This is a genomic window from Paenibacillus sp. FSL H7-0714, from assembly GCF_038003765.1.
Lineage (GTDB): Bacteria > Bacillota > Bacilli > Paenibacillales > Paenibacillaceae > Paenibacillus_AQ.
In genome coordinates, this window is record NZ_JBBOPT010000001.1 from 2,492,139 (window position 1) to 2,514,652 (window position 22,514).

At 46.5% G+C, this 22,514-nt stretch carries 12 protein-coding genes; 10 read left to right on the forward strand and 2 right to left on the reverse strand.

From position 1 onward, the window contains the following. Positions 1-281 precede the first annotated feature (281 nt). From NST34_RS10815 to NST34_RS10830, 4 genes are all read left to right on the forward strand, one after another. Positions 282-1,625: an ABC transporter substrate-binding protein gene (locus tag NST34_RS10815; protein WP_076298497.1), complete on the forward strand. Its 1,344-nt coding sequence runs from the start codon at positions 282-284 to the stop codon at positions 1,623-1,625. Between the two features lie 72 nt (positions 1,626-1,697). Further along, positions 1,698-2,636, forward strand: coding sequence for a carbohydrate ABC transporter permease (locus tag NST34_RS10820; protein WP_076283100.1), 939 nt, complete (start codon positions 1,698-1,700; stop codon positions 2,634-2,636). A 15-nt stretch (positions 2,637-2,651) separates the two neighbouring features. Next, a complete protein-coding gene (locus NST34_RS10825; RefSeq protein WP_081382739.1) occupies positions 2,652-3,491 on the forward strand; it encodes a carbohydrate ABC transporter permease in 840 nt (279 codons plus the stop codon). A gap of 156 nt (positions 3,492-3,647) precedes the next feature. Then, positions 3,648-10,310 (forward strand): S-layer homology domain-containing protein, encoded by a 6,663-nt coding sequence (locus NST34_RS10830; RefSeq protein WP_341127751.1) that lies wholly within the window; start codon positions 3,648-3,650, stop codon positions 10,308-10,310. 104 nt (positions 10,311-10,414) lie between these two features. Here NST34_RS10830 and NST34_RS10835 read toward each other — a convergent pair whose 3' ends face one another. Next, positions 10,415-11,251, reverse strand: coding sequence for a helix-turn-helix domain-containing protein (locus NST34_RS10835; protein WP_081392972.1), 837 nt, complete (start codon positions 11,249-11,251; stop codon positions 10,415-10,417). A 189-nt stretch (positions 11,252-11,440) separates the two neighbouring features. Between NST34_RS10835 and NST34_RS10840 the strand changes: the two genes are divergently transcribed. From NST34_RS10840 to cls, 5 genes are all read left to right on the forward strand, one after another. Beyond that, entirely contained in the window at positions 11,441-12,586 is a 1,146-nt protein-coding gene (locus NST34_RS10840) for a DUF2264 domain-containing protein (protein ID WP_341127752.1), read from the forward strand. A 38-nt stretch (positions 12,587-12,624) separates the two neighbouring features. Continuing rightward, entirely contained in the window at positions 12,625-14,442 is a 1,818-nt protein-coding gene (locus tag NST34_RS10845; RefSeq protein ID WP_341127753.1) for a heparinase II/III family protein, read from the forward strand. 45 nt (positions 14,443-14,487) lie between these two features. After that, a complete protein-coding gene (locus NST34_RS10850; protein WP_341127754.1) occupies positions 14,488-15,624 on the forward strand; it encodes a glycoside hydrolase family 88 protein in 1,137 nt (378 codons plus the stop codon). A gap of 8 nt (positions 15,625-15,632) precedes the next feature. Continuing rightward, the gene (locus NST34_RS10855; protein WP_341127755.1) at positions 15,633-17,513 is read left to right on the forward strand and encodes a DUF2264 domain-containing protein; all 1,881 of its coding nucleotides are present in this window, start codon (positions 15,633-15,635) and stop codon (positions 17,511-17,513) included. A gap of 280 nt (positions 17,514-17,793) precedes the next feature. Next, positions 17,794-19,248 (forward strand): cardiolipin synthase, encoded by a 1,455-nt coding sequence (gene cls / locus NST34_RS10860; protein WP_341127756.1) that lies wholly within the window; start codon positions 17,794-17,796, stop codon positions 19,246-19,248. Between the two features lie 86 nt (positions 19,249-19,334). Here the strand turns inward: cls and NST34_RS10865 are convergent, their stop codons facing one another. Next, entirely contained in the window at positions 19,335-20,123 is a 789-nt protein-coding gene (locus tag NST34_RS10865; protein WP_341127757.1) for a YheC/YheD family protein, read from the reverse strand. Positions 20,124-20,227: 104 nt separating this feature from the next. Here NST34_RS10865 and sbnA point away from each other — a divergent pair, with 104 nt between their 5' ends. Continuing rightward, entirely contained in the window at positions 20,228-22,501 is a 2,274-nt protein-coding gene (gene sbnA / locus NST34_RS10870; RefSeq protein ID WP_341127758.1) for a 2,3-diaminopropionate biosynthesis protein SbnA, read from the forward strand. Positions 22,502-22,514 lie beyond the last annotated feature (13 nt).

Here is a 22,514-nt window from a genome sequence, read left to right on the forward strand (position 1 = left end):
AATCTTCTATTTATAATATGCTTAACTAGTTTATCGATATCCATATTAACACCATAGCATATTCCTGTGATTCCATACAGTGGAAGGCAGAGGTGCTGAGAAATTTACATGTTTTAAATAGGATTTTACAGGTTTGAAGCAAGGAGGAAGAGAAGAACAAAGAAAAGTGAATGAACTGAGTTTGAAAATACATGCCATTCTAGATGGGAAAGACTTAAACTTTGAAATAGATCGGATGAGCCGATCAGTGTAAACAATCAGAAGGAAAAGGGGATTTTTATATGAAATTGAAAAGATTCTATGGCATGACTTTTGCCACAATACTCTCCCTAAGTGCGCTAGCCGGATGTTCCGGTAATAACAACAACGAAGGCAGTGCTGCAACAGCTGCTCCAGAAACGGGAAATACTGCAAACGCTTCCGCTGAACCGAAACAGGATCCTGTGACCTTGAAATGGGCATTGTGGGATTGGGAAGCCACAGCATACTATCAGCCGTTGATTGATGCCTATAAAGCTGAGCATCCGAATGTAACGATCGAATATGTCGATCTTGGTTCCACTGACTATATGACAATGCTGAGTACACAGTTGTCCGGTGGTGCAGATCTGGATGTACTTACGATTAAGGATATTCCTGGATACTCAAACCTCGTGAAACAAAATCACTTGGAGCCGCTCAAGGGATTCATGGGAGACAAAAACATTGATCCATCCGTCTATGGCGGTACTGTAGAACAGATTGAAGTGAACGATGAAGTGTATGCGCTTCCTTTCCGGAGTGATTTCTGGGTTGTCTACTATAATAAGGACTTGTTTGATAAAGCGGGAGTGGAGTATCCAAGTAATGATATGACATTCAACCAATATGATGAACTTGCTAGAAAAATGACCTCCGGCAGCGGTTCTGAAAAAGTATACGGAGCCCATTATCATACTTGGCGGAGCGCGGTTCAATTGTTCGGTATTCTTGACGGTAAGAACAACGTTGTCGGTGGAAACTACGATTTCCTGAAGCCAACCTATGAACGGATCTTGAAAGAACAGGAAGATGGTATCGTTATGGATTACGCCACACTAAAGACTTCAAGCACGCATTATTCCGGTGTATTCTACAACAATTCCGTTGCGATGATGAACATGGGCAGCTGGTTTATAGCAACTCAAATTGAAAAGGTGAAGAGCGGCGAGTCTCAATCAACCAACTGGGGAATTGTGAAATATCCTCACCCGGATGGTGTGGAAGCCGGTACAACACTGGGTACAATTACTTCCCTGGCTGTAAATCAGAAATCCAAAAATAAAGAAGCGGCACTTGATTTCATGAACTTTGTGACTGGTGAAGAAGGTGCAAAAGTCATTGCTTCCACCGGAACCATTCCAGCGATTAAGAACGATGAAGTTATCAGTTCCATTACTTCGATTGACGGTTTCCCTACGGATGATAACAGCAAAGCGGCACTGACTACGGTTCAGACTTATTTGGAAATGCCAATGCATGAAAAGAGTGCGGACATTGAAGTAATTCTAAACGAAGCCCACGATAACATTATGACCAAAAACGCTTCGATCGACGAAGGCTTGAAGGATATGAATACGCGCGTACAGCAGCTCTTGAACAATTAACCTGAAGAGAGTTGGTGAATTCTAAGGGCGGGTGAAAGCCCGCCTTTTATAGAAAGGTTTGGAGGAGAAAGAATGCAGAACGAAACCATATTGGATACAAAAAAAATCCCTAAACGTCATTTGTCAAAAGGTGTCCGGGAAAACCTGGTAGCGTACAGCTTCATTGCGCCGAACTTTATCGGATTTGCCGTGTTTACACTAGTACCCATGTTTTTCGCCTTTATCCTAGCTTTTGTGAAATGGGATGGGGCCAATCCAATGAAATATATCGGACTGGACAATTTCACCCGGCTTATTAAAGATACAACATTTCATAAAGCATTATGGAATACCATTGTTTACACTATTGGCGTAGTACCGTTCACCATGATTGTTGCGCTGGCGCTGGCGATTTTGCTTAATCAGAAGATCATGGCCCGCAATTTCATGAGAACCGTATTCTTTTTCCCATATGTGGCATCCTTGGTAGCCGTTGCTGCGGTATGGAACTTTATCTTTAGCCCTACGATGGGGCCGATCAACAATATTTTGCATACCCTTACCGGTATCCCACTAGAGGATCTTCCCCGCTGGGCGGCGGATAAACACTGGGCGATGTTCACAGTAATACTGTTCACTGTATGGAAAAACATGGGCTATTACATGGTCATTTACTTGGCAGGTCTACAGGGGATCAACCCTGAATTGTATGAGGCTGCTGAACTTGATGGTGCTAACGCCTGGAGAAGATTCCGCAATGTGACGGTCCCTCAACTGGCGCCTACATCCTTCTTTGTGCTGATGATTCTAGTCATCAATTCGTTCAAAGTCTACGATATTTTTATCAACCTATTTGCCGGCGCTGATAACCAGTTGAACGATTCTACAAGGGTTATGGTTTATCAAATCTACAATACGGCGTTCCGTTCGCTTGATTACGGATATGCCAGCGCCATGGCCATTGTATTGTTTCTGCTGGTACTTGGCATCACCATCGTCCAGTTCCGCGGCGAGAAGAAATACGGACAATAGGAGGATTCAAAAGATATGGTGGGTACAAATAAAGGAATTAGAATCGGCACGATGGTGCTAGTGTATATTTTGTTGTTTGCTACGGTGTTCTGTATGCTTGTTCCATATATATGGATGTTGTCTTCTTCGCTCAAGCTGAACAAGGATGTGTTCTCATTCCCGATGCAATGGATTCCGGCGAATCCGCGCTGGGGAAATTTCGTGGATATCTGGACCCGTATTCCACTGGACCGCTTCATTTATAACACGGCGAAATTATCAATTATCGTAACGATTTTGCAGCTATTGACTTCAAGTTTTGCTGCGTATGCATTCTCCAAACTGCAATTCAGAGGGAAAAATGTTTTATTCCTTGGATATATCGCTACGATCGCGATACCTTGGCAGGCATATATGGTGCCGCAATTTATCTTGATGCGTTACATGGGACTTAACAATACTCATCTGGCAATCATTCTATTGCAGGCATTCTCGGCTTTCGGAGTATTTCTGATGCGCCAGTTCTATCAGGGTGTCCCAGATGAATTATGCGAGGCGGCCCGAATCGATGGCTTGAGCGAATATGGGATTTGGGCGAGAATCATGCTGCCATTATCCAAGCCGGCTTTGTCCACCTTGACGATTTTTACCTTTGTTGCTACTTGGAATGACTTCTTGGGGCCGATGATTTATTTGACGGATACGAAACTCAAGACCATTCAAATTGGACTACGAATGTTCATTTCGCAATATTCTGCCGAGTACGGTCTGATAATGGCTGCAAGTGTGGTTTCCATTATTCCGGTTGTGATTGTTTTCTTGGCACTTCAGAAGTACTTCGTTCAAGGCGTCGCAGCATCTGGTATTAAAGGCTAGACAGGTTTGAACCTGGCAGTTGCAGTTTTCGCATGCTGCCAGTTTTTTTTAGCTTATCAATGAAATGAATGCGCTTTCTTTGTTTGCTGGGCGATAAAGTCAAATCAAGCATGAAACATGCCGAGAGACCATTTATAGCAAAAGGAGGATTAAAGAATGAGCAGAAAACACTCCGTTAGAAAAAAGCTATTCTCAATGATGATGACCACTGCGCTTGTAGTTGGAATGTTTCCGGCACTCCATATGCCATCTGTATCTGCGGCTACGGTGGATACTATTTTCGCAGCCGCCTTTATGGGGGCGAAGACATCTGCTGACACTACTTTGCCTGCTAGCATTGACATTGGAGGCCAGTCTGCGACTGTGAAATGGAATATAGGTGAAGATACCTTTGCCGTTCCTTATGACACAGTGACAGTCACGGGTACAGCGAATGGTGGGCCGGTTGTTGCCAATGTAGAAGTTATTCCACCTTCAAGGAATCCATTGGTTTACTTTGTGGATAGCGGCAGAGGGGGCGATTCCGTAGGTAATGGTCCTACTTCTTCGCCACTGTACGAAGCAGTAAAAACGCTGTCCGGTAGCACATTGCTCAACCCGTCACCAGATCAGAAATATGTCAGCGGAACGACTGCCTGGGGATTTGATGATTCCATCAACAAGGTGAAGAACTCCAAAGACGGAGGACTTACCGATCCTGCAACTGATCCATCCATATGGACAGTAGGACTTCGTGCCGACCCTACTAGCAATCATATTGTATATAAATTAATGGCTCCAGAAGCTGGAACCTATACACTCAGTAGTGGTTTCCATGATTGGTATGGCAGCCGCACTCGAGTAATACAGCCTCAGATCGAATATAAGGATACAAATGGGACAGCAAAGACGATCTCGTTTGCACAATTCAATACTAATGTGACTCCGCTTATTTCCGGCGAATTCACTATTCCCGGTGATATCGACGCTAGTAGCCCTATGACATTGACCTATGCTTATGTTTCCGGTGAGAAACCAATCTTGAGCTGGTTCGCCGTTGCCAAGGGCGGGATTCAAAAAGAGATCGAAGATGCTCGGCAGAACGCAGCTTCCATGGTCAAGGTTCTACTCGACGGCAACGATATTAAAGCGGACAATGTCAACGGCTTAACGTTCAAGGGATTTGGCGTACTAAGTGCCAACAGCACCAGTGCCCTGTTGATGGATTATAAGGCTGAGCATCCGGAAGCTTACGCAGAAATGTTGCGGATTCTGTTCGGTGGAGAGCATCCCATCATGACGCATGTAAAAATAGAGATGGGCAATGACCGTAACAACTCTACCGGCCCGGACCCGGCTACTATGCGTACGGCCGATGAAGAAGCCAATGTCACTAGGCATCCCGGATTCCAGCTTGCGGCTGACGCCAAGGCTACGAATCCGGATCTCAAGGTCAGCATCCTGCGATGGAGTGCTCCGGCCTGGGCAAGCAACAACGATAAAATCTATATCTGGTATAAAGATACAATTCTTGCTGCTTACCGTGAGTATGGCTATATGGTCAACTACGTCAATCCTCATATCAACGAGCATACGCCGGATTTGACCTGGACCAAACAGTACGCTGAGCGTGTTAAAACAGATAACGAAGGTTTTACAAGCCCAGAAGAGCAAGCGCTCTATAACCAGATCAAAGTTGTGATCTCTGATGAAGTAGGGATTGGTTCATTTGGCGGCAGTATGGTAAGCGACGCTTCTCTAAGGGATGCGGCTCCGATCGCCGGATATCACTATAACACTGACGACGACAGCGCAGGCAATTTCAAAAAGCTCGCGGAACAATATGATATTGAAGTATGGAACAGTGAGGCGCAGTCCACCTTCAGTAACTCTGCCTTCCGTCCCAACAATAATGTGAAGGACCCTACAGTGGAAGGAACCGGCATCGGCGGTGTTGGCAGTCCACTGGAGATGAGCAATACGATTATTAAAGGATTCGTCAATTCACGCCGGACGCACTTTATTTATCAGCCGGCCATCGGCTCCTTCTACGAAGGTGGACAATATTCGTTTAAGGAACTACTTAGCGCACGTGATCCGTGGTCGGGATGGATTCATTATGATGCAGGTCTTGTTGCTCTGCAGCATTACAGCTGGTTCGCCAATGTGGGCTGGGAGAACGAGGATAATACGGCAGGGATTTGGAGAGCAGTTCCTAAGGCTAGCTCCACGGGTGCGACAGGCACTAACCCTGTTAGCGGTCGCAATGGTTCTCCTAGCTATATGACGCTTGCTTCACCTGACAGAAGCGATTTTTCAACCGTTATCGTGAACGATAGCGAATATGCCAAAACCTATAAGCTTCAGACGGTAAATATGAACTTTGTGGGTAATCCCTCATTGGAAGTATGGGAGACTCGTGCGGCAGACGCGGGCGAAGCTTTCAACAGCAATTATATGAAATATCTCGGGGATGTCGCTGTTGATGGCAGTGGGGTTTATACCATTCATGTCAAACCATATTCGACATTGACTGTGACCACTCTGAAGAACAAGGACAATGAGGCGTATCAAACACCGTTACCTGTAGAAGGCGACCGCATCGTGCTTGATACCGACGCCACAGGGAAGATTCAAAATACAGCGGACAATATCCTGTATGCCGATGATTTTGACTACTCCAATCAATCCGTTGTGAAGATCGGGGCAGGTGGGCAGAATGCTGGCACCCAAAGTTATATAGAATCCCGCGGCGGCTCTAAAAGTGTGATACCGCGCTATACGCATGACCGCAACGGTGCATTCGAAGCGTATCTTCCGGACGGTTCTGACAACTATGTTCTGCGCCAACAGCTGGATACGGAAATTATGGGGCTGGGTGGCACTTGGAACGGTGGAGATCCCGTAACAGCTATAGGTGATAACCGGTGGACAAATTACAAGGCCAGTGTAGATGTTTCGTTCGAGACGAACAGTACGCAGGGCGGAGCCAATTATGCTGCGATTGGCGCACGGTATCAAGGAGGCGGCAGCTCTCACACTATAAACGGCACACCTTATGTACTGAAGTTCTGGTTTGACGGAGGTTGGCAGCTGCTGGTCAATAATAGCGCAGTAGCGAGCGGCAATGTAGTGAGCGGTTCCGGTGGAGTAAAGCTGGATGGATTTAACACCGCACATGATGCCTGGCATAACATTGCCATTCAGGTTGCAGGCGATAAAGTGACTGCCTATTTGGACGATGTGAAACTGGCTTCTTATACTGATCCGAACCCTGAATTGTCTGGTCGGGTAGATTTAGCCAGTGGATATTATCATGTTCGTTTCGATAATCTGAAGGTCGAGACGATTGACGGCTATACGCCATACTATTCCGAATTACTGGATAATCTTGAAATGTATGATTTGGCTGCTACACCAAACCCTAAATTAAAATACGGCGGTTTGTGGAGTCATCAAAACGGGGCTGGTATGTATATTTATCAGCGTTCCCTATCTACCAGTCAAGGTGCAGCTGCTACGATGGAATATTCTTTTGAAGGCACCGGGTTAGATATTCTGGGACCGAATAATGGATCGGCTAAGTTAGAAGTGACTGTTGATGATGAAATTGTCACACTGTCAGCCGATACGATGGCCTCTAAAGAACTCTACCAAACGTACACGCTTCGCGGACTTAAATATGGACAGCATAACGTTCAGATAAAGGTATTAAGCGGTACTTTGGTTGTGGACGCGGTGGCCGTTGTTTCCGGTGAAGTAAAGGGTGCTGTGGATACAGCTGCTCTTCAATCAGCGGTAATAGCAGCGAAAGAAGTTACCAAACTGGATGAATATTCGGATAGAGACTGGCAGCTTTTTGCAGCCGCACAGAACACCGCCCAAGAAGCACTAGACAATGCTGCTGATTTCAGACTGGATCAGGAAGGAGCTGTGCAACTCGCGGGACGTCTGATCTCTGCCCAGAACCAATTGACAACAGGGGATATACGGGAGCTTGCTGCTCCTCAGGATATTGCCACTTATGTCGGGAAACTGCCGAATCTTCCAGATAAGTTGGAGGCTACCCGAGAAGATGGATCCAAATTGCAGGTGTCTGTGAAGTGGAATTTAGACGCGGTCAGCTTCAACACACCCTATGAAAGAGTAGCTGTAACCGGTACTTATGGCAATCTAAAAACCACTGCTAATGTGGAAGTAGTGCCAGAAGGTCTCGTGTACTTTTTGGATGTCGGTGTTTCGGCGGATGTCGTCACACCACCCTATACGGTGATCAAGAATTTCGTGGGCGACAGCCTTCTGAATAGCACCGCGGATCAACTATCAACAGGCGCTGTGTGGGGTCATATCAATACAGGGGCAAATTATAATCTCAAAGGGCTTGGCGGTGCCGTGGTTATCACGGATAAAACTCAGACAGGTGTCTACAGCTCGAATACAAAGAATACACCTCTGATCTACACCCTCCCTTTGAGCGCAGGAAAGTACACGATTACATCGTTCCATCGGGACTGGTGGAATATGAGCAACCGCACGATGGATATCACGCTTAGCTACACTGATGCTGAAGGGAAGACAGTGAACCAAACGGTCAAGACCGGTGTACTCGCAGGTCCTAATGGCGTCACGATCACTCATGACTTTATGCTGCCGGTGAGCGGCGTCGTGAAATATTCGATAAACAATACGAATAGTCAGGCATCTGTGATCAGTTACTTAGCAGTGGCGAAGGACAGGGTCAGCATTGTCAATGAGCAGGCTGTAAACGAGGCTAAAAGTATTATAGAAGGTGCTGCATATAGCGTGCAGAAGGAAACAGCTAACAGCGAAGATGGAGTCCGGACCTGGCTGCTCCAAACGATGAACGGTTTAATCGGGTTCAGTGATACGGGGGTTACGATGGGGGATATCACCCTATCTTCGTTCCAGGAAGCTACTGATGACACAGCCGGCAGCTTCAGCTTCACAGTATTACTGAACAAGGGCGAGGCGAAGGCAGAAGCTGCGGCCAGCGGAACGATTAAGCTATCGGAGCCAGATATGAAGCAGCCGGAGATTACCTTGATAGGTGAAGCCATAGTCAATCTGCAGATCGGTTCTGAATATACGGATGCAGGAGCCACTGCGTATGACGACCAAGACGGTGATATCACAGACCGCATCAATACAACGGTCAGCAGTGAAGTGTATGGTCTGACTGAGTTAGATACAGCGCAAGCGGATATCTACACCTTCCATTACAATGTCAGCGATGCCGCAGGCAACACGGCTGCGGAAGTCACCCGAAAAGTAATCGTATCGGAAGATCCAGATGTACTGAAGCCGGTCATTACACTGCTTGGTGAACCATCTGTTCAACTGGACAATGGCGCAAGCTATACAGATGCCGGAGCCACCGCAATGGATAACCGCGATGGCGATATTACAGAACGTATTGTGGCGACGATTACGAAGGATAGAAATCATACGGAGACGCTAGATTCCTCATCAGCAGGCACTTACATTTATCATTATAATGTGAGCGATTCCGCGGGCAATACGGCTGTTGAAGTTATAAGAATAGTTACAGTGGGAGAAGCACAGCAACCGCCGACTTCAACACCAACGGTAGAACCAACACCGACAGTTGAACCCACAGCAAATCCTACACCAACACCTGTACCTGAAGTAACCTCAGGGCCGGTGTCGACCACAGCACCGACGGTATCGCCAACACCAACACCGCTGCCGCAGACCATGCGTATTCTTAACAGTGATGATTTCACGGCTCCGGTTGGAGGGGGAATAACAGTTCAGCTCACAGAAGCTACTGATTCCGTACTGCTTCCTGTGGGAGTGTCAAATATCATCGGAGTGAACACGCTGCGTCTCGTATGGAATACATTTGCTATCCAACTGACCCCAGAAGCGCTAAAGAGTATCCAGGAGAAAGCTGCAGGAGGTCAAGTGGATGGAGCACGAATCAAACTCTCGGCCGTGAAGGCATCCAGAGTTGCCGTGGAACAGCTTATGAATAACCCAGCTGTCAACGGCTCGGTTCAGTTATCTGCTGCAAGTGATGTAATTAACTTCAGTTTGGAAGTTATTAGTACGAATGGCACTGCCGTACCGGTAACCCGTTTTGAAAAGCCACTGACGCTTACCTTCATAGTAGATTCAGATTCCAATCCTAATTTGCTCGGCATCTACAATATAGCCGGGAACGGAGCTCTTGAATTTATGGGCGGAACGCTAGCTGATGGAAAATGGAGTACGGAAATACAGCATTTCAGCCAGTTTGCAGTCCTAGAATATGACAAGACATTCTTGGATGTCAGTACGGATAGCTGGGCTAGCGATGTTATTAAGATAATGGCGGCTAAACATATTATCCAAGGTATTTCCGATACTGAATTTAATCCGCAGGGGAAAGTGACAAGAGCACAATTCGCGACCATGATTGCAAGAGCGCTAGGCTTAGAGGCGGGAAGTCATTCAACGTTTGTTGATGTGGACCCCAGTGCTTGGTATGCCGAATCCATTGCAGCCGTAAGCGAAGCGGGTATTGTGCTCGGACGTAGTTCGGATTCATTCGCACCGGACCGCAGCATTACCCGCGAGGAAATGGCCGTAATGATCGTTAGAGCTTATGAATATTTACAAGGCAGCAAGGTAAATGAAGTTTCCGCAGGCTCGTTCAGTGATTATTCCCTGATTCACGACTGGGCACAGAAATCAGCAAGTTTCGCTGAGCAGGCAGGGCTGATAAAAGGACGCGGCAATATGCAATTCGCACCACAAGAGATGATGACCCGTGCCGAAAGTGCGCAAGTCATCGCCAATCTGCTGGGATATTTGTAAGCCGCACTTCCATGAACCTGGCAGCTGCATTTAGCGGGTGCCAGGTTTTTTTATAAGTTTAAAGAAGGGTTTATACAATTGCTAGGCGTCGATAAGTGGAAAGATCAGCTTTTTTTGCCGTATTTTCCAGGTGGAATGCCCGTGATGTTCTTGAAAGTACGTATGAAATTGGCATAGTCATTGAAGCCGGATAGATAACAGGTATCGGATACGGAGTTTCCGGCGGACAAGAGCTGTTTGGATAAAGCGATTTTTTTAAGCAGGACGTAACGGTAGATCGTTCCTCCTGTCTGCTGCTTGAACAGGTGACTAAGATAATATTTATCGATGTTTAATTCACCAGCGATCTGCTCTAGCGACAGATTCAGATGCAGATGGTTATCGATATAGCGCATGGCAGATTGAATATGCGATGAAATAATACTGGGTATGGTGGAACTAGTACGGCTATATAGCTCATTAATGAGGACCAAAATCTGGATCAGATAAGTTAAAGCCAGAACCTCACTGCCGTATTGAGGATTCTCCAAGATTGCAATCAGGCGAAAGGCAAGGGCCATGTACTCTGCAAGCAGTGTTTCATCCATTTGAGCGAGATTCTGCTCTCCAGGCTGACGGTTCTGGAAACAGGCGAGCAGATTTGTGGTTGCGGTGCAGAAGGGATATACAAGTGGAGCTTTGAAATGAATTGTTAATCGTTCGTAAGGCTCCGGAGATAAATTAATGATTTTATGAATCTCGTGATTGTTGAATAAGAGCACATTGCCACGTTGAAGCGGATAGCTGTACTGATCCACAAATCCGTTCACCGTGCCGCCTAAAAATAGGAAGATTTCAAAGTGATCATGAATATGAAAATCTTTGGTGGGTGAGATCGGTGAATTGCCGATGCCCGCCAGTATGTCGCCTTCGAACGGCTGATAATACTGGGCATGTTTCATTCTGATAACCCCTTTCAGATTAATAGCAATAAACGCAATAAATAATCATTAATCGCAAAGACATTGCAATAATACAACACTAAACTATAGAAGAAGATTACGCAATAAACCAAGTATACAGCTGGTCTGAACATGAGTAGTAGGGATCTGCATCTGCTGAATAGACGCAATTGAAAGGGTGGATGGTGTATGAATAGTACGAAACACCGCAAATATTGGCTGGATACGATGCTACAGATCGGGAACCCAGTACTTGACGCTTTGTCGCAAAGAAAATTAAAGGAACGGCTGCCCACCGAGTTTCATAGTGACAGGAGCAAGTTTGCGCATTTGGAGGCATTCGCCAGGTTGGCCTGTGGAATGGCCCCATGGCTAGAGCTTGAAGGGCTGGAGGGTGAAGAAGATGAGCTCAGGGCTCGTTATGTCCTATTGATGCTGGAATGCATCGATGCTGCTGTTGATCCATCATCACCTGACTATATGGATTTTAAGTCCGAAGGCCAACCGTTGGTCGATGCGGCATTTCTCGCTCATGCGTTGGTGCGTGCACCGAAGCAGCTTGCCGGGCGGCTGAATGAGCGGGTCAAAGGTAATTTAATAACAGCCTTGAAGCGTACGCGCCGGACTGCACCCAGCGGGAGCAATTGGCTGCTGTTTAGCGCAATGGTTGAAGCAGCTTTGTATATACTCGGCGATTCAGAATATGACCGGATGCGTGTTGGTTATGCGATCCACATGTTCATGGATTGGTATAAAGGCGATGGTATCTACGGGGATGGCAAGGACTTTCACTGGGATCATTACAATAGCTTTGTCATTCAGCCGATGCTTGTGGATGTGATTACACTCTTTGAACGGGACTCGGAGCAATACTCCGCATTGAGGCCATTGATTCTGGAGCGGGCACAAAGATACGCAACTGTTCTGGAACGGATGATTGCGCCGGACGGAACGTATCCGTTTATCGGGCGCTCTATCGTTTACCGTTTTGGTGCGTTTCAGCTGCTATCACAAGCGGCGCTACAGCATTTTCTGGAGGATGCGCTATCACCCGCACAGGTACGCTGCGCCTTGACCGCTGTAATCACACGGACTATGGGATTTCCAGGGACGCTGGATGAGGACGGGTGGCTACGTCCGGGGGTGTATGGTTACCAGCCCGAGCTTGCGGAGAGCTATATCAATACGGGAAGTCTCTATTTATGCGCTTCAGTATTTCTTCCTCTGGGGTTACTTCCTTCAGATCCTTTCTGGGCAGGGACAGAACTGAAATGGACAGCACAAAGAATCGCAGCCGGAGAGGATGTTATGAGAGATCATGCCTTGAGTAGATAGGGGGATCTGATCTAATCGGTCAAAGGGAGGGGAAAAGCATGAACAGACAGGAGCTTTTCGGAATTGTCCAAGAAATGAAGCCAGCAAATCTGAGCTTGTATTATCCTGATGGAGAGTCGGATGTTTTTTGGAAACAAGCCTTATTATCCGAGACATTAAAGGAAGATATCAGCGAAATCCGCGAGGAGGCTCAAAGATTAGACAGCCAGCCTATATCAGAGCTGACGGATACGCTATTTTCAATTTTTGCGCGCACGGGTTCGAGGTTAGAATATGAACGGGTCTATTTCGAACGGAGAAGAAGGCTGAATACATATGTATTTATGACCTTGCTTGAGCCGGATAATGTCAGACTTCTGGAGAACCTGGAAAATATCCTATGGTCTATATGCGAAGAGTACACATGGTGCCTGCCAGCCCATCTTCCTGCAGATCATAATACAGAGAATATTGATCAGTTTATTGATCTGTTCTCCTCGGAGACCGCTTTTACCCTTGCCGAAATTTCTCTATTACTGGGGGAACGACTTCCGCTGCTTCTTCGATCCCGAATCAGACATGAAGTAGAAAAGAGAATATTTCGACCTTTTATTGAATGTGGTCCTTATGAATGGGAGACTGCACGTCATAACTGGGCAGCAGTGTGCGCAGGGTCGATCGGGGCAGCCGCCTTATTGATGTTGGATGATCCTGCTGCGCTGACGAATATCCTGCTGAAGACAGAGCGCAGCATGAGCTACTATCTGGAAAGCTTCGGGGATGATGGGGCCTGTCTGGAAGGTCTGAGTTACTGGAACTACGGATTTGGCTATTTCACGTATTACAGCGATCTTCTCCGGGTTAGAAGTGAGGGAAGAGTAGACTGGTTTGCAACGGACAAAGTGCGAAGTATCGCTCAGTTCCAACAGAAAATCTTCATCGGTGGCAATTTTGTCGCCAATTTCTCTGACTCAGAGCCTCGAATTCACATACATATGGGCTTGTCCCATTATTTAGCTGATACCTATCCAGAAGTAGAATGTCCTCCGCCTGTGCTTCGCACTCCTTACGCTAAGGATCACTGCAGCCGCTGGGCTCCGGCTTTTCGAAATCTCATCTGGAGAAGGACCGGCGATGAGAAACAGGATCAGGATTGGGGAGCCACCAGTTATTATCTTCCTGATGCGGGATGGCTTGTCTCGCGTTATCAGTCCGGAGGAAGTTCGTTCGGCTTTGCGGCTAAGGGAGGGCATAACGCTGAACCTCATAATCATAATGATCTGGGACAGTTCATTCTGTCAGGTGGAGGCGAAATCTATGCAGCTGATCTCGGCTGTGGAGAGTATACGGCTGAATATTTTGGGGCTGGCCGTTATCAATATGATTGTAACGGCTCGCAGGGACATTCGGTTCCGATCATCGGCGGCCAGTATCAACTGGCTGGCAGGAAGCATAGTGCTACAGTTCTGTACGCGTCGGCTGCGGTTGAAAAAGATGAACTGAAGCTGGAGCTGTCTCAGGCATACGAAGTGGAAGAGCTTCAATCCCTGATCCGCTCTATGGTTTGGTATAAGGGGCAGCATCCTCGCTTGGAGTTAATGGACGAGTACCAGTATAACGGTAAGTCAGTGAGCTGGACAGAGCGGTTCGTTACCTGGCGTCGTCCGAAAATGCTGCGTTCTGGTGTTGTGCTGCTGCCCGGAACTGGAGTAGGCGGAGTGGAACTGACTTATGATGTTCAGATCGTTGAGCCAGAGATTACTGCACGTGAGTACCGGGATCATTTTGGCAGGGATACGGTCTGGCATACGCTAGACTTTCATGCTCTTCAGCCCGGTTCTGAAGGGAAATTAGTATTCACCTTTCAATTTATATAAATCATGAAAGAAATAGTGAACCATTCTAAGAAGGCGGTGTTTGAAATGAATATAACGGAAAACCCAACTTGGCTGGATGATGCTTGGAACAAGGCACTTGAAAAGACAAGATGTAACAGTGGAAAGATCGGTGCAGAATTTCCACACGCGAGTCAAGGTGGTAAATACTTGCTTGAAGCACCGAACTGGTGGACAGCAGGGTTCTGGCCGGGAATGCTCTGGCAGTTTTATTCTGAAAGTGGGGACGAAAATCTTAAAATGATCGCAGAGTGCTGCGAAGAGAGACTCGACGAGGTACTGGACGGCTACGTTAAGCTGGATCACGATTTAGGCTTCATGTGGATTCTTACCAGTGTGGCAAATTATAAGTTGACGGGTAGCGAAGCGTCGCAAATTCGGGCATTAAAGGCGGCCAACTATCTGGCAGCCCGCTTCAATCTGAAAGGGCATTATATTCGGGCTTGGAATCCATGGAGTGAAGGGGAGGACAACAGCGGAGTTGCTATTATCGACTGCTGCATGAACACCAGCCTGTTGTTCTGGGCTTCCGAGACAACAAGTGATCCCCGCTATCGTCATATCGCAGAGGCGCATATGGATACTGTGCTGGAGCATTTTATCCGACCGGACGGCTCCGTGTACCACATCGTCAAATTCAACCCGGATACGGGTGAAGTGGTGGAGAAGCTTGGTGGGCAAGGCTTTGCGCCCGAATCGGCTTGGTCACGCGGCACGGCTTGGGCTATTTACGGCCTAGCGCTTGCCTATCATCATATGGGAAAGCGAAGCTACTTGGATGCAGCCAAGCAGGTAGCACATTTCTTCTTGACCCGACTGCCGGATGATCACGTTCCACATTGGGATTTTCGCGCTCCCGGTGAAGTCGGCGAGATACGTGATAGCTCCGCTGGTTCCTGCGCAGCGAGTGGATTGCTGCTGCTAGCCGACCAGGTGGATGATGCGGAGTCCCATGTGTACCGGAACGGGGCTATAAGAATAGTGGAATCTCTCTACAGGAATTATGGCAGTTGGGACAATGCGGACGAGGAAGGGTTGCTGCTTCATGGTACAAGTAACTACCCTGAGAACCGGAATATAGATGTTCCGCTTATCTACGGTGATTTTTTCTATGTCGAAGCACTGGCTCGGCTTAAAGCAGCAGGACCCTTCTATTGGGAATAGGGGGGATTATGATGAACAATGAGAAATCTTTTTTTCGTATTGGAGATAATCCGCTAAAGACCCGTGAGGATCTGGTGATCGCACTTGAGCAGCTTACGGATCCACTTCGGCCGTTCTACAGCAAAGGTGGCTCACGACTTAAAATTGGCAAAACAGGGGCGAGCTATTCGGCAGCAACTGCTGAAATGGAAGGTTTCTCGCGGGTGTTGTGGGGTTTGGTACCCCTGCTCATTGGTGGTGGAGACAGCGAACTCTGGGACATCGTGCTGGATGGCATTCGGCATGGCACCGATCCTTCTCATGAAGAATATTGGGGAGAGGTGAAGGACTACGATCAGCGTTTGGTCGAAATGGCGGTCTTCGGCTTCGCATTGGCAGCCATTCCTGAACAGATTTGGTTGCCGCTTGCTCCGAATGAGCAGGATCAATTATACCGTTGGCTGAATCAAATAAACGCCCATCCTTGCTATGATTGCAATTGGCTGTTCTTTAATGTTCTAGTCAATATCGGATTCCGCAAAATCGGTCGTCCCTACGACGCAGGACAACTGGAGAGCAATTTAAAGCGCATGGATGATTTCTATTTGGGAGAGGGCTGGTACAGCGACGGGATTAATGGTCACAGCGATTATTACGTACCTTTTGCTATTCATTACTATGCACTGCTGTACGCAAAGCTGATGGAACAGGAAGACCCCGAACGTTCCCGTGTGTTCAAAGAACGGGCTCGATTGTTTGCTGCTGAATTCATCGGCTGGTTCGCACCCGACGGCTCCGCACTTCCTTATGGGCGTAGCTTGACTTACCGCTTTGCCCAGTCGGCATTTTGGAGCGCCTTTGCCTATGCAGACGTTGAAGGATTTTCTGCTGGTGTGGTAAAAGGTGTGGTGCTGCGAAATCTGCGTTGGTGGTTCAGTCAGCCGATTGTTGACGCCGATGGCGTACTGACCATCGGATATACTTACCCGAATCTGGTCATGGCGGAGAATTATAATGCTCCCGGATCTCCGTATTGGGCGTTAAAGACTTTCTTGCCGCTGGCTCTAGGGGTGGATCATCCGTTCTGGAAGGAAGAGGAACTGCCGCTACCGGCCATTCCGGCTGTCATGGTTCAGAAGCCTGCCCATCTTGTCATCGTCCGCGATTCCGTTTCCGGTCATGTGGCAGCCTTCAACAGCGGACATTTATACACGAATGAACATACCCATACCTCGGCCAAATACGAAAAATTCGTGTATTCAACAAGCTTCGGCTTCAGCGTGCCCCGCTCCGAATGGGGGCTCTCCCAAGGAGCGTTCGACGCTATGCTTGCGCTGAGCGAGCGCGGAGACAACTTATACCGGGTACGACGCCAGAATTTAGAGTCTGAGATGATAGACAACGTCCTTCGTTCCGTCTGGAAGCCGTGGGCCAATGTCGAGGTTCAGACTTGGGTTGTCGCCGGACTTCCTTGGCATATTCGGATTCATCGAGTCGAAACTGGACGGTCGCTGGATACCGCAGAGGGTGGATTCGCACTTGGCCAAGAGAATGAAATGCTATCGAAGATCGATGTGGCTGGTGCGATGGCCTCCACTGCTTGGGGAACCAGCTCAATCAAGAATTTGCTAGGTTGTCGGAAGGGTGAGCTGGTCTGGCCGAACGCCAATACGAACCTGCTTCACCCTCGAACGGTGCTGCCGATGCTGACGAGCACCCTTGAGCCGGGAATTCATTGGCTCGCTTCGGCCGTCTATGGTTGTCCTTCAGAGGGGGCTTTGGATATTCAGGCTGATCAAGCTGATGAGGTCCTCAAGCATTCACCTGAGCAAGATTTGAAAGTTAAGTTCACCGAGGGAACGTTAACCATTGTCACTCATTTTGGGAGAGAAATCGTTCTTAATATATAATGAGTTGGTTGAATATTTCTCACACTAATTGAAAAGTCACAACAATAGCCCTGATGCAGAACTGCTGCACTAGGGCTATTGTTTTTATGTGGATTTTTATGATTTTATCTTTTAATTATTGAGTTTTTTATCAAATGTTTTCTTAGATGGACAATTATGCTATAGTACTCTATCTAGTCATTTACAGAAGTATTGATTTATCAGACGATGAATAAACTGACTTTTGGCAAAACTAGAAATACCGACATCTATAGAAAGATAAGAAAGGCAGGAACTCCTTATGGACAACGGCAGTCTGGTCACGTGGATACTTTCATTTGTTATGATTATAAACATATTGCTCTCTGCTGGTTTTTTATTTTTTGAGAGGAGAGATATTGGTTATACGTGGGCGTGGCTTATGGTTTTTTATTTCATTCCCATTTTGGGCTTTATTATTTATCTCTTTCTTGGTCGTAATTTAGCAAAAAAGAATTTCTTTGGCCTTTCAGCTGAAGAAAGTAAATATCTACAATCAACTGTAGATCATCAATTGGCTACATTAAAGGATCAACGCGAGAATCAGAACGCTTTGTTAACGAAATATGCTGATTTAATTCATATGAACCTTGTTTCATCGAATGCGCTAATGACAACAGATAACGAGATAGCTATTTTTAACGATGGTAAACAAAAGTTTGACTCTTTATTTAATGATATTAGAAATGCCAAAAAAGAGGTCAACATTCAATATTACATCATCCAGCCTGATGATTTAGGGACAAAATTAAGAGATGAATTAACTAAAAAAGCCAAAGAAGGCGTAAAAGTGAGGGTTCTCTATGACGAAATCGGCTCCAAGAGACTTTCTCTTAAGTTCTTTAAAGAACTACTTTCTGCTGGTGGAGAAGTAGAGGTATTCTTTTCATCACTGCTTAGACCGATAAATTTTCGGATGAATAATCGAAATCATAGAAAACTATGTATCATCGATGGGGAAATTGCTTATATTGGTGGATTTAATGTGGGAAATGAATACTTAGGGATAGATAAAAAGTTTGGATATTGGCGGGATACACATTTTAGAATGAAGGGTGGTTCCGTTAATCAAATTCAAGGCAGGTTTCTTCTGGATTGGAAACATGCCCGGAAACACGAGCAGGTAAGCTTCGATCAATTTTCCTTTACTACTGGAGGTCATGCCGGATCAAGTCCCGCTCAAATTGTGTCTAGTGGTCCTAACTCGCTAGTTGAGCATCTGAAAAATATGTATATTAAGCTGATCTTGAACGCCAAACGGAGTGTGTATATTCAGACGCCATACTTCATTCCAGATAGCAGTTTTATGGATGCATGTAAAATTGCACTCCTATCCGGTGTGGATGTACGGATTATGATTCCAAATAAACCTGACCACCCTTTTGTATACTGGGCAACTTGGGCGTATGCAGGTGAATTATTGAATTATGGAGCGAAAATTCTGTTATATGAAAATGGTTTCTTGCATGCCAAGACGATTGTGGTAGATGAAGAAGTAGCGTCCGTAGGGACAATGAATATTGATTCCCGGAGCTTTAGACTCAATTTCGAAGTTAATGCAATTGTTTATGATGAGCAAGTTGCTAAACAGCTTCAAGAATTGTTTCATGAAGATAGCCAGTTAAGTACAGAGCTTACCCCTGAGCGTTATAAAGAAAGGTCCCTTATAATCAAATTTAAAGAGGGGATTTCTCGTCTTTTTTCGTCCATCCTCTGAATACACAGACCCTATACTCCGTACAAAAGGCGAGCTGTGTACTTGTAAATGCACAGTTCGCCGCGGCACATGGATTCTACTATGCTTCACACCATCCCTTGTTTTGATTTCATGCACTTGAGATTGTATGTGCGACCGTATACTTTTGCATATCTGACAATTCGGTCAATCATACGGGTGTCTTTCAGCTTAGTAAACGGGCACGGATCGGGAGCCGTATTCACTTCCAAGATCCATGGCTTGAGACGTTGATCTAAGGCAATATCTACACCGATTTCCTGAAGGCCAGGATAGACAGTGCTAAGCTGTCTGGCGGATTTCACTCCAATTTGCTTCAGGGATCGGATCAATATTGTACAATTCTCTGTGTTTGTGTAGGCTTTCAATAATTCCTCAACCGGATAAATCGTTCCTCCTTGACTCCCGTTTGTAACTACTTTGCGAGGATGCGCCACGCGTCCTGCAACCCCTGTTGTTTCCCACCCACCTTTAGAATTTCGCTGCACCATCACCCGGATATCGAATGGGCGGCCATCGTACACCAACAGCCTGATCCCCTTTTGAACTAAATAGGACTTCCCTTGGGCTTCTCGTAAGAGGGCCCGATATGCCGTGTCGTAATTAGAGAATTTGTGTACGTGGGTACCGGACTGATAGCTGTATTGTGCACGAGTAAGTTCAACCCGTATCACGCCCTGTCCTAAAGATCCGCAGCAAGGCTTAATGTACACCATCTTATATTTTTGTAGCATTTCATAGAGAGTGTTCTTATCCATTTTTTTTGTAAGCGGGACATGTTTATTTAACTCTTGATTTCTAACCAGCACCCTTGTCTTTGTCAGCTTATTGGATATACGACTTATCTGCTTCATCATTTTGTCCCTCCGTCTCAAAAGATCCATAGGCTATATTACGGAAATGCCTCAGCTTTTGATTGGGCAACCACCGAATCGTAGAACACACTGAAAGAACTCTACATATGATTATGGTAGGTATTTATCTATGGGCTGCAGCTAGCGGTCAACAGGAGGCGGCCATCATGCTGCTCGACAAAGACAAATTGCAGGATAAGTTATTTGAAGTAATTGAGGCATTTCCCTGGTATAAGGGGCTGATCGGCGGCGAAAGAGCGAATTCTAGCTTAGAGACGCTTCCGCTTATGACGTCGACAACACTAGATACTTATTATTATAATCAACCTTTTGATCCTTCTTTGACCGTATATAGGACGTCGGGTACAAGCACTGGCCGTCGAAAAGCGATACTTTACTCTAAGGAAGACGATAAGCACTATATAGATATTAAAACGAAGCTGTACGGTGATCTTATTGCGGGAAGCGGATGTGTTAGCGCTTTGGCGGATATGGGTACTGGGCATGCGGCGAACACTGCGCTGTCCATTTTTGAGCGGTTAGGATTGGAACATCATTCAATTCCCTTCGAATTGCCGATTGAGCAGCATATTGAACAGCTACAAACCTTCAAGCCTGACTTACTCTACACAATGCCTTCCATCCTTGATCATATCGTACATGCTACTAGAGATCCGCAGGCTTTTGGAATCCGAAAGATTATTTTGGTAGGGGAAATCGCCTCATTAGGTTGGCAGCGGAATATGGCCCGTCTGTTCGGTCTTGAACCGCGCGACATCATTGATACGTATGGCTCTATTGAAATAGGCACGATTGCTTATTATTCACATGATCTTGGCAGGTATATTTTTGCTGATGGGATTTTTGCGGAAGGGGTCGGGGCGCAGGAGATTGGCGAAGAACTAAGTCCGCTTAGTAATGATGAAAGTGTTCTTGTTCTTACCTCCATGGTTCGCAAAATGCTGCCAGCTATTCGTTTCGTTACCTATGACGTTGTAAGGGACTTTAGGTCTGTGATGATAGATGGTGTGGAGAAGCAGAGCTTTAGTTCCATCGTCAAACGGGTGGGTCGGGAGCTGAAGCACGGGGAGAAAATAAGCCTGTACGATATCGAACAGGTCGTATACCGACATCTTGAAGATGCGATCATTCGGGTCAAAGTGAGGAAGAACGCGCTGACCGTTTATATCAAAAGTAAATCTGCGGATAACACCATTGTCCCGAAGATCAAAGAGGAAATTAGGGAATGCATTCCGGAAATCGGCATGATGATTCGAAACCATCTGCTGGATGATATTGAGGTCATTATAGTAGGCAAAGACGAGTCAATGGACAGCGGAAAGGTTAAGAACAAAAAGCTATATTACCAGAAAGATAAAGATCGCGCAGAGATGGACTTCACTGATGGTATTTTGTCGACTATCGGAAATACACCCTTAATCAAGCTGAAGAGCTTGTTCTATAAAAGTGAGTTTGACGTCTATGCAAAAATGGAGCTGATGAACCCGGGGGGAAGCGCCAAAGATCGTCCCGCCCTGCGGATGATCCAAGAGGCATGGAAGGAAGAAACAATAGGCCCGGGAACCACCATCATTGAATCAAGCTCTGGTAATATGGCGATCAGCTTGGCCATGATTTGTAAGTATTTGGGGATGCGTTTTATCAGCGTTATTGATCCTAGAACCACGGAAACGAATCTGCAAATTCTGAAGGCGTTGGATGCCAAAATCGACTATGTCGCCAATCCCGATCCCGTAACAGGGGAGTTTCTTCCTGCTAGACTGAAACGTGTGCAGCAGTTGTTGGCGGAGATACCGGGCAGCTACTGGCCGAATCAGTATGCGAACGCAAATAATTATTTAGCCCACTACCATACGACAATGAAAGAAATCGTGACTGATCTTGAACGAGTGGATTATTTATTTTGCAGCGTTAGTACATGCGGAACCATACGGGGTCTTGCGGAATACGCAAGAGATCACGGACTTCGGACCAAGATCGTGGCTGTCGATGCAGAGGGAAGCGCGATTTTCGGCGGAAATAAGAGTACACGGCGCTTCCCAGGACTGGGTGCCGGCATCGTGCCACCTTTCTGCAGAACAGATATAATCGACCATATCGTGCATGTCTCGGATTCAGATATAGTAAAAGGTTGCCGGATGTTGGCGCAGAACGAATCCATCCTGGCTGGCGCATCCTCCGGGGGAGTCATTGCCGCCGTGAAGCAGATGGAGCCAGAATTGACTCCGGGAGCTGTCTGCGCAGTCATACTGCATGATAAGGGAGAGCGTTACCTCGATACCGTATATTCTGACTCATGGCTTCAGAACCAATTCGGTCAGGAGCTGTTGGCTGAATGTGATGATCTCACTGAGATGTAAGAAACGATATGTT

Bases quoted from the DNA above. Each gene is read 5' to 3' on its own strand.
- NST34_RS10815 (WP_076298497.1), top strand. From the start codon at position 282: ATGAAATTGAAAAGATTCTATGGCATGACTTTTGCCACAATACTCTCC.
- NST34_RS10820 (WP_076283100.1), top strand. From the start codon at position 1,698: ATGCAGAACGAAACCATATTGGATACAAAAAAAATCCCTAAACGTCAT.
- NST34_RS10825 (WP_081382739.1), top strand. From the start codon at position 2,652: ATGGTGGGTACAAATAAAGGAATTAGAATCGGCACGATGGTGCTAGTG.
- NST34_RS10830 (WP_341127751.1), top strand. From the start codon at position 3,648: ATGAGCAGAAAACACTCCGTTAGAAAAAAGCTATTCTCAATGATGATG.
- NST34_RS10835 (WP_081392972.1), bottom strand. From the start codon at position 11,251: ATGAAACATGCCCAGTATTATCAGCCGTTCGAAGGCGACATACTGGCG.
- NST34_RS10840 (WP_341127752.1), top strand. From the start codon at position 11,441: ATGAATAGTACGAAACACCGCAAATATTGGCTGGATACGATGCTACAG.
- NST34_RS10845 (WP_341127753.1), top strand. From the start codon at position 12,625: ATGAACAGACAGGAGCTTTTCGGAATTGTCCAAGAAATGAAGCCAGCA.
- NST34_RS10850 (WP_341127754.1), top strand. From the start codon at position 14,488: ATGAATATAACGGAAAACCCAACTTGGCTGGATGATGCTTGGAACAAG.
- NST34_RS10855 (WP_341127755.1), top strand. From the start codon at position 15,633: ATGATGAACAATGAGAAATCTTTTTTTCGTATTGGAGATAATCCGCTA.
- cls (WP_341127756.1), top strand. From the start codon at position 17,794: ATGGACAACGGCAGTCTGGTCACGTGGATACTTTCATTTGTTATGATT.
- NST34_RS10865 (WP_341127757.1), bottom strand. From the start codon at position 20,123: ATGATGAAGCAGATAAGTCGTATATCCAATAAGCTGACAAAGACAAGG.
- sbnA (WP_341127758.1), top strand. From the start codon at position 20,228: ATGATTATGGTAGGTATTTATCTATGGGCTGCAGCTAGCGGTCAACAG.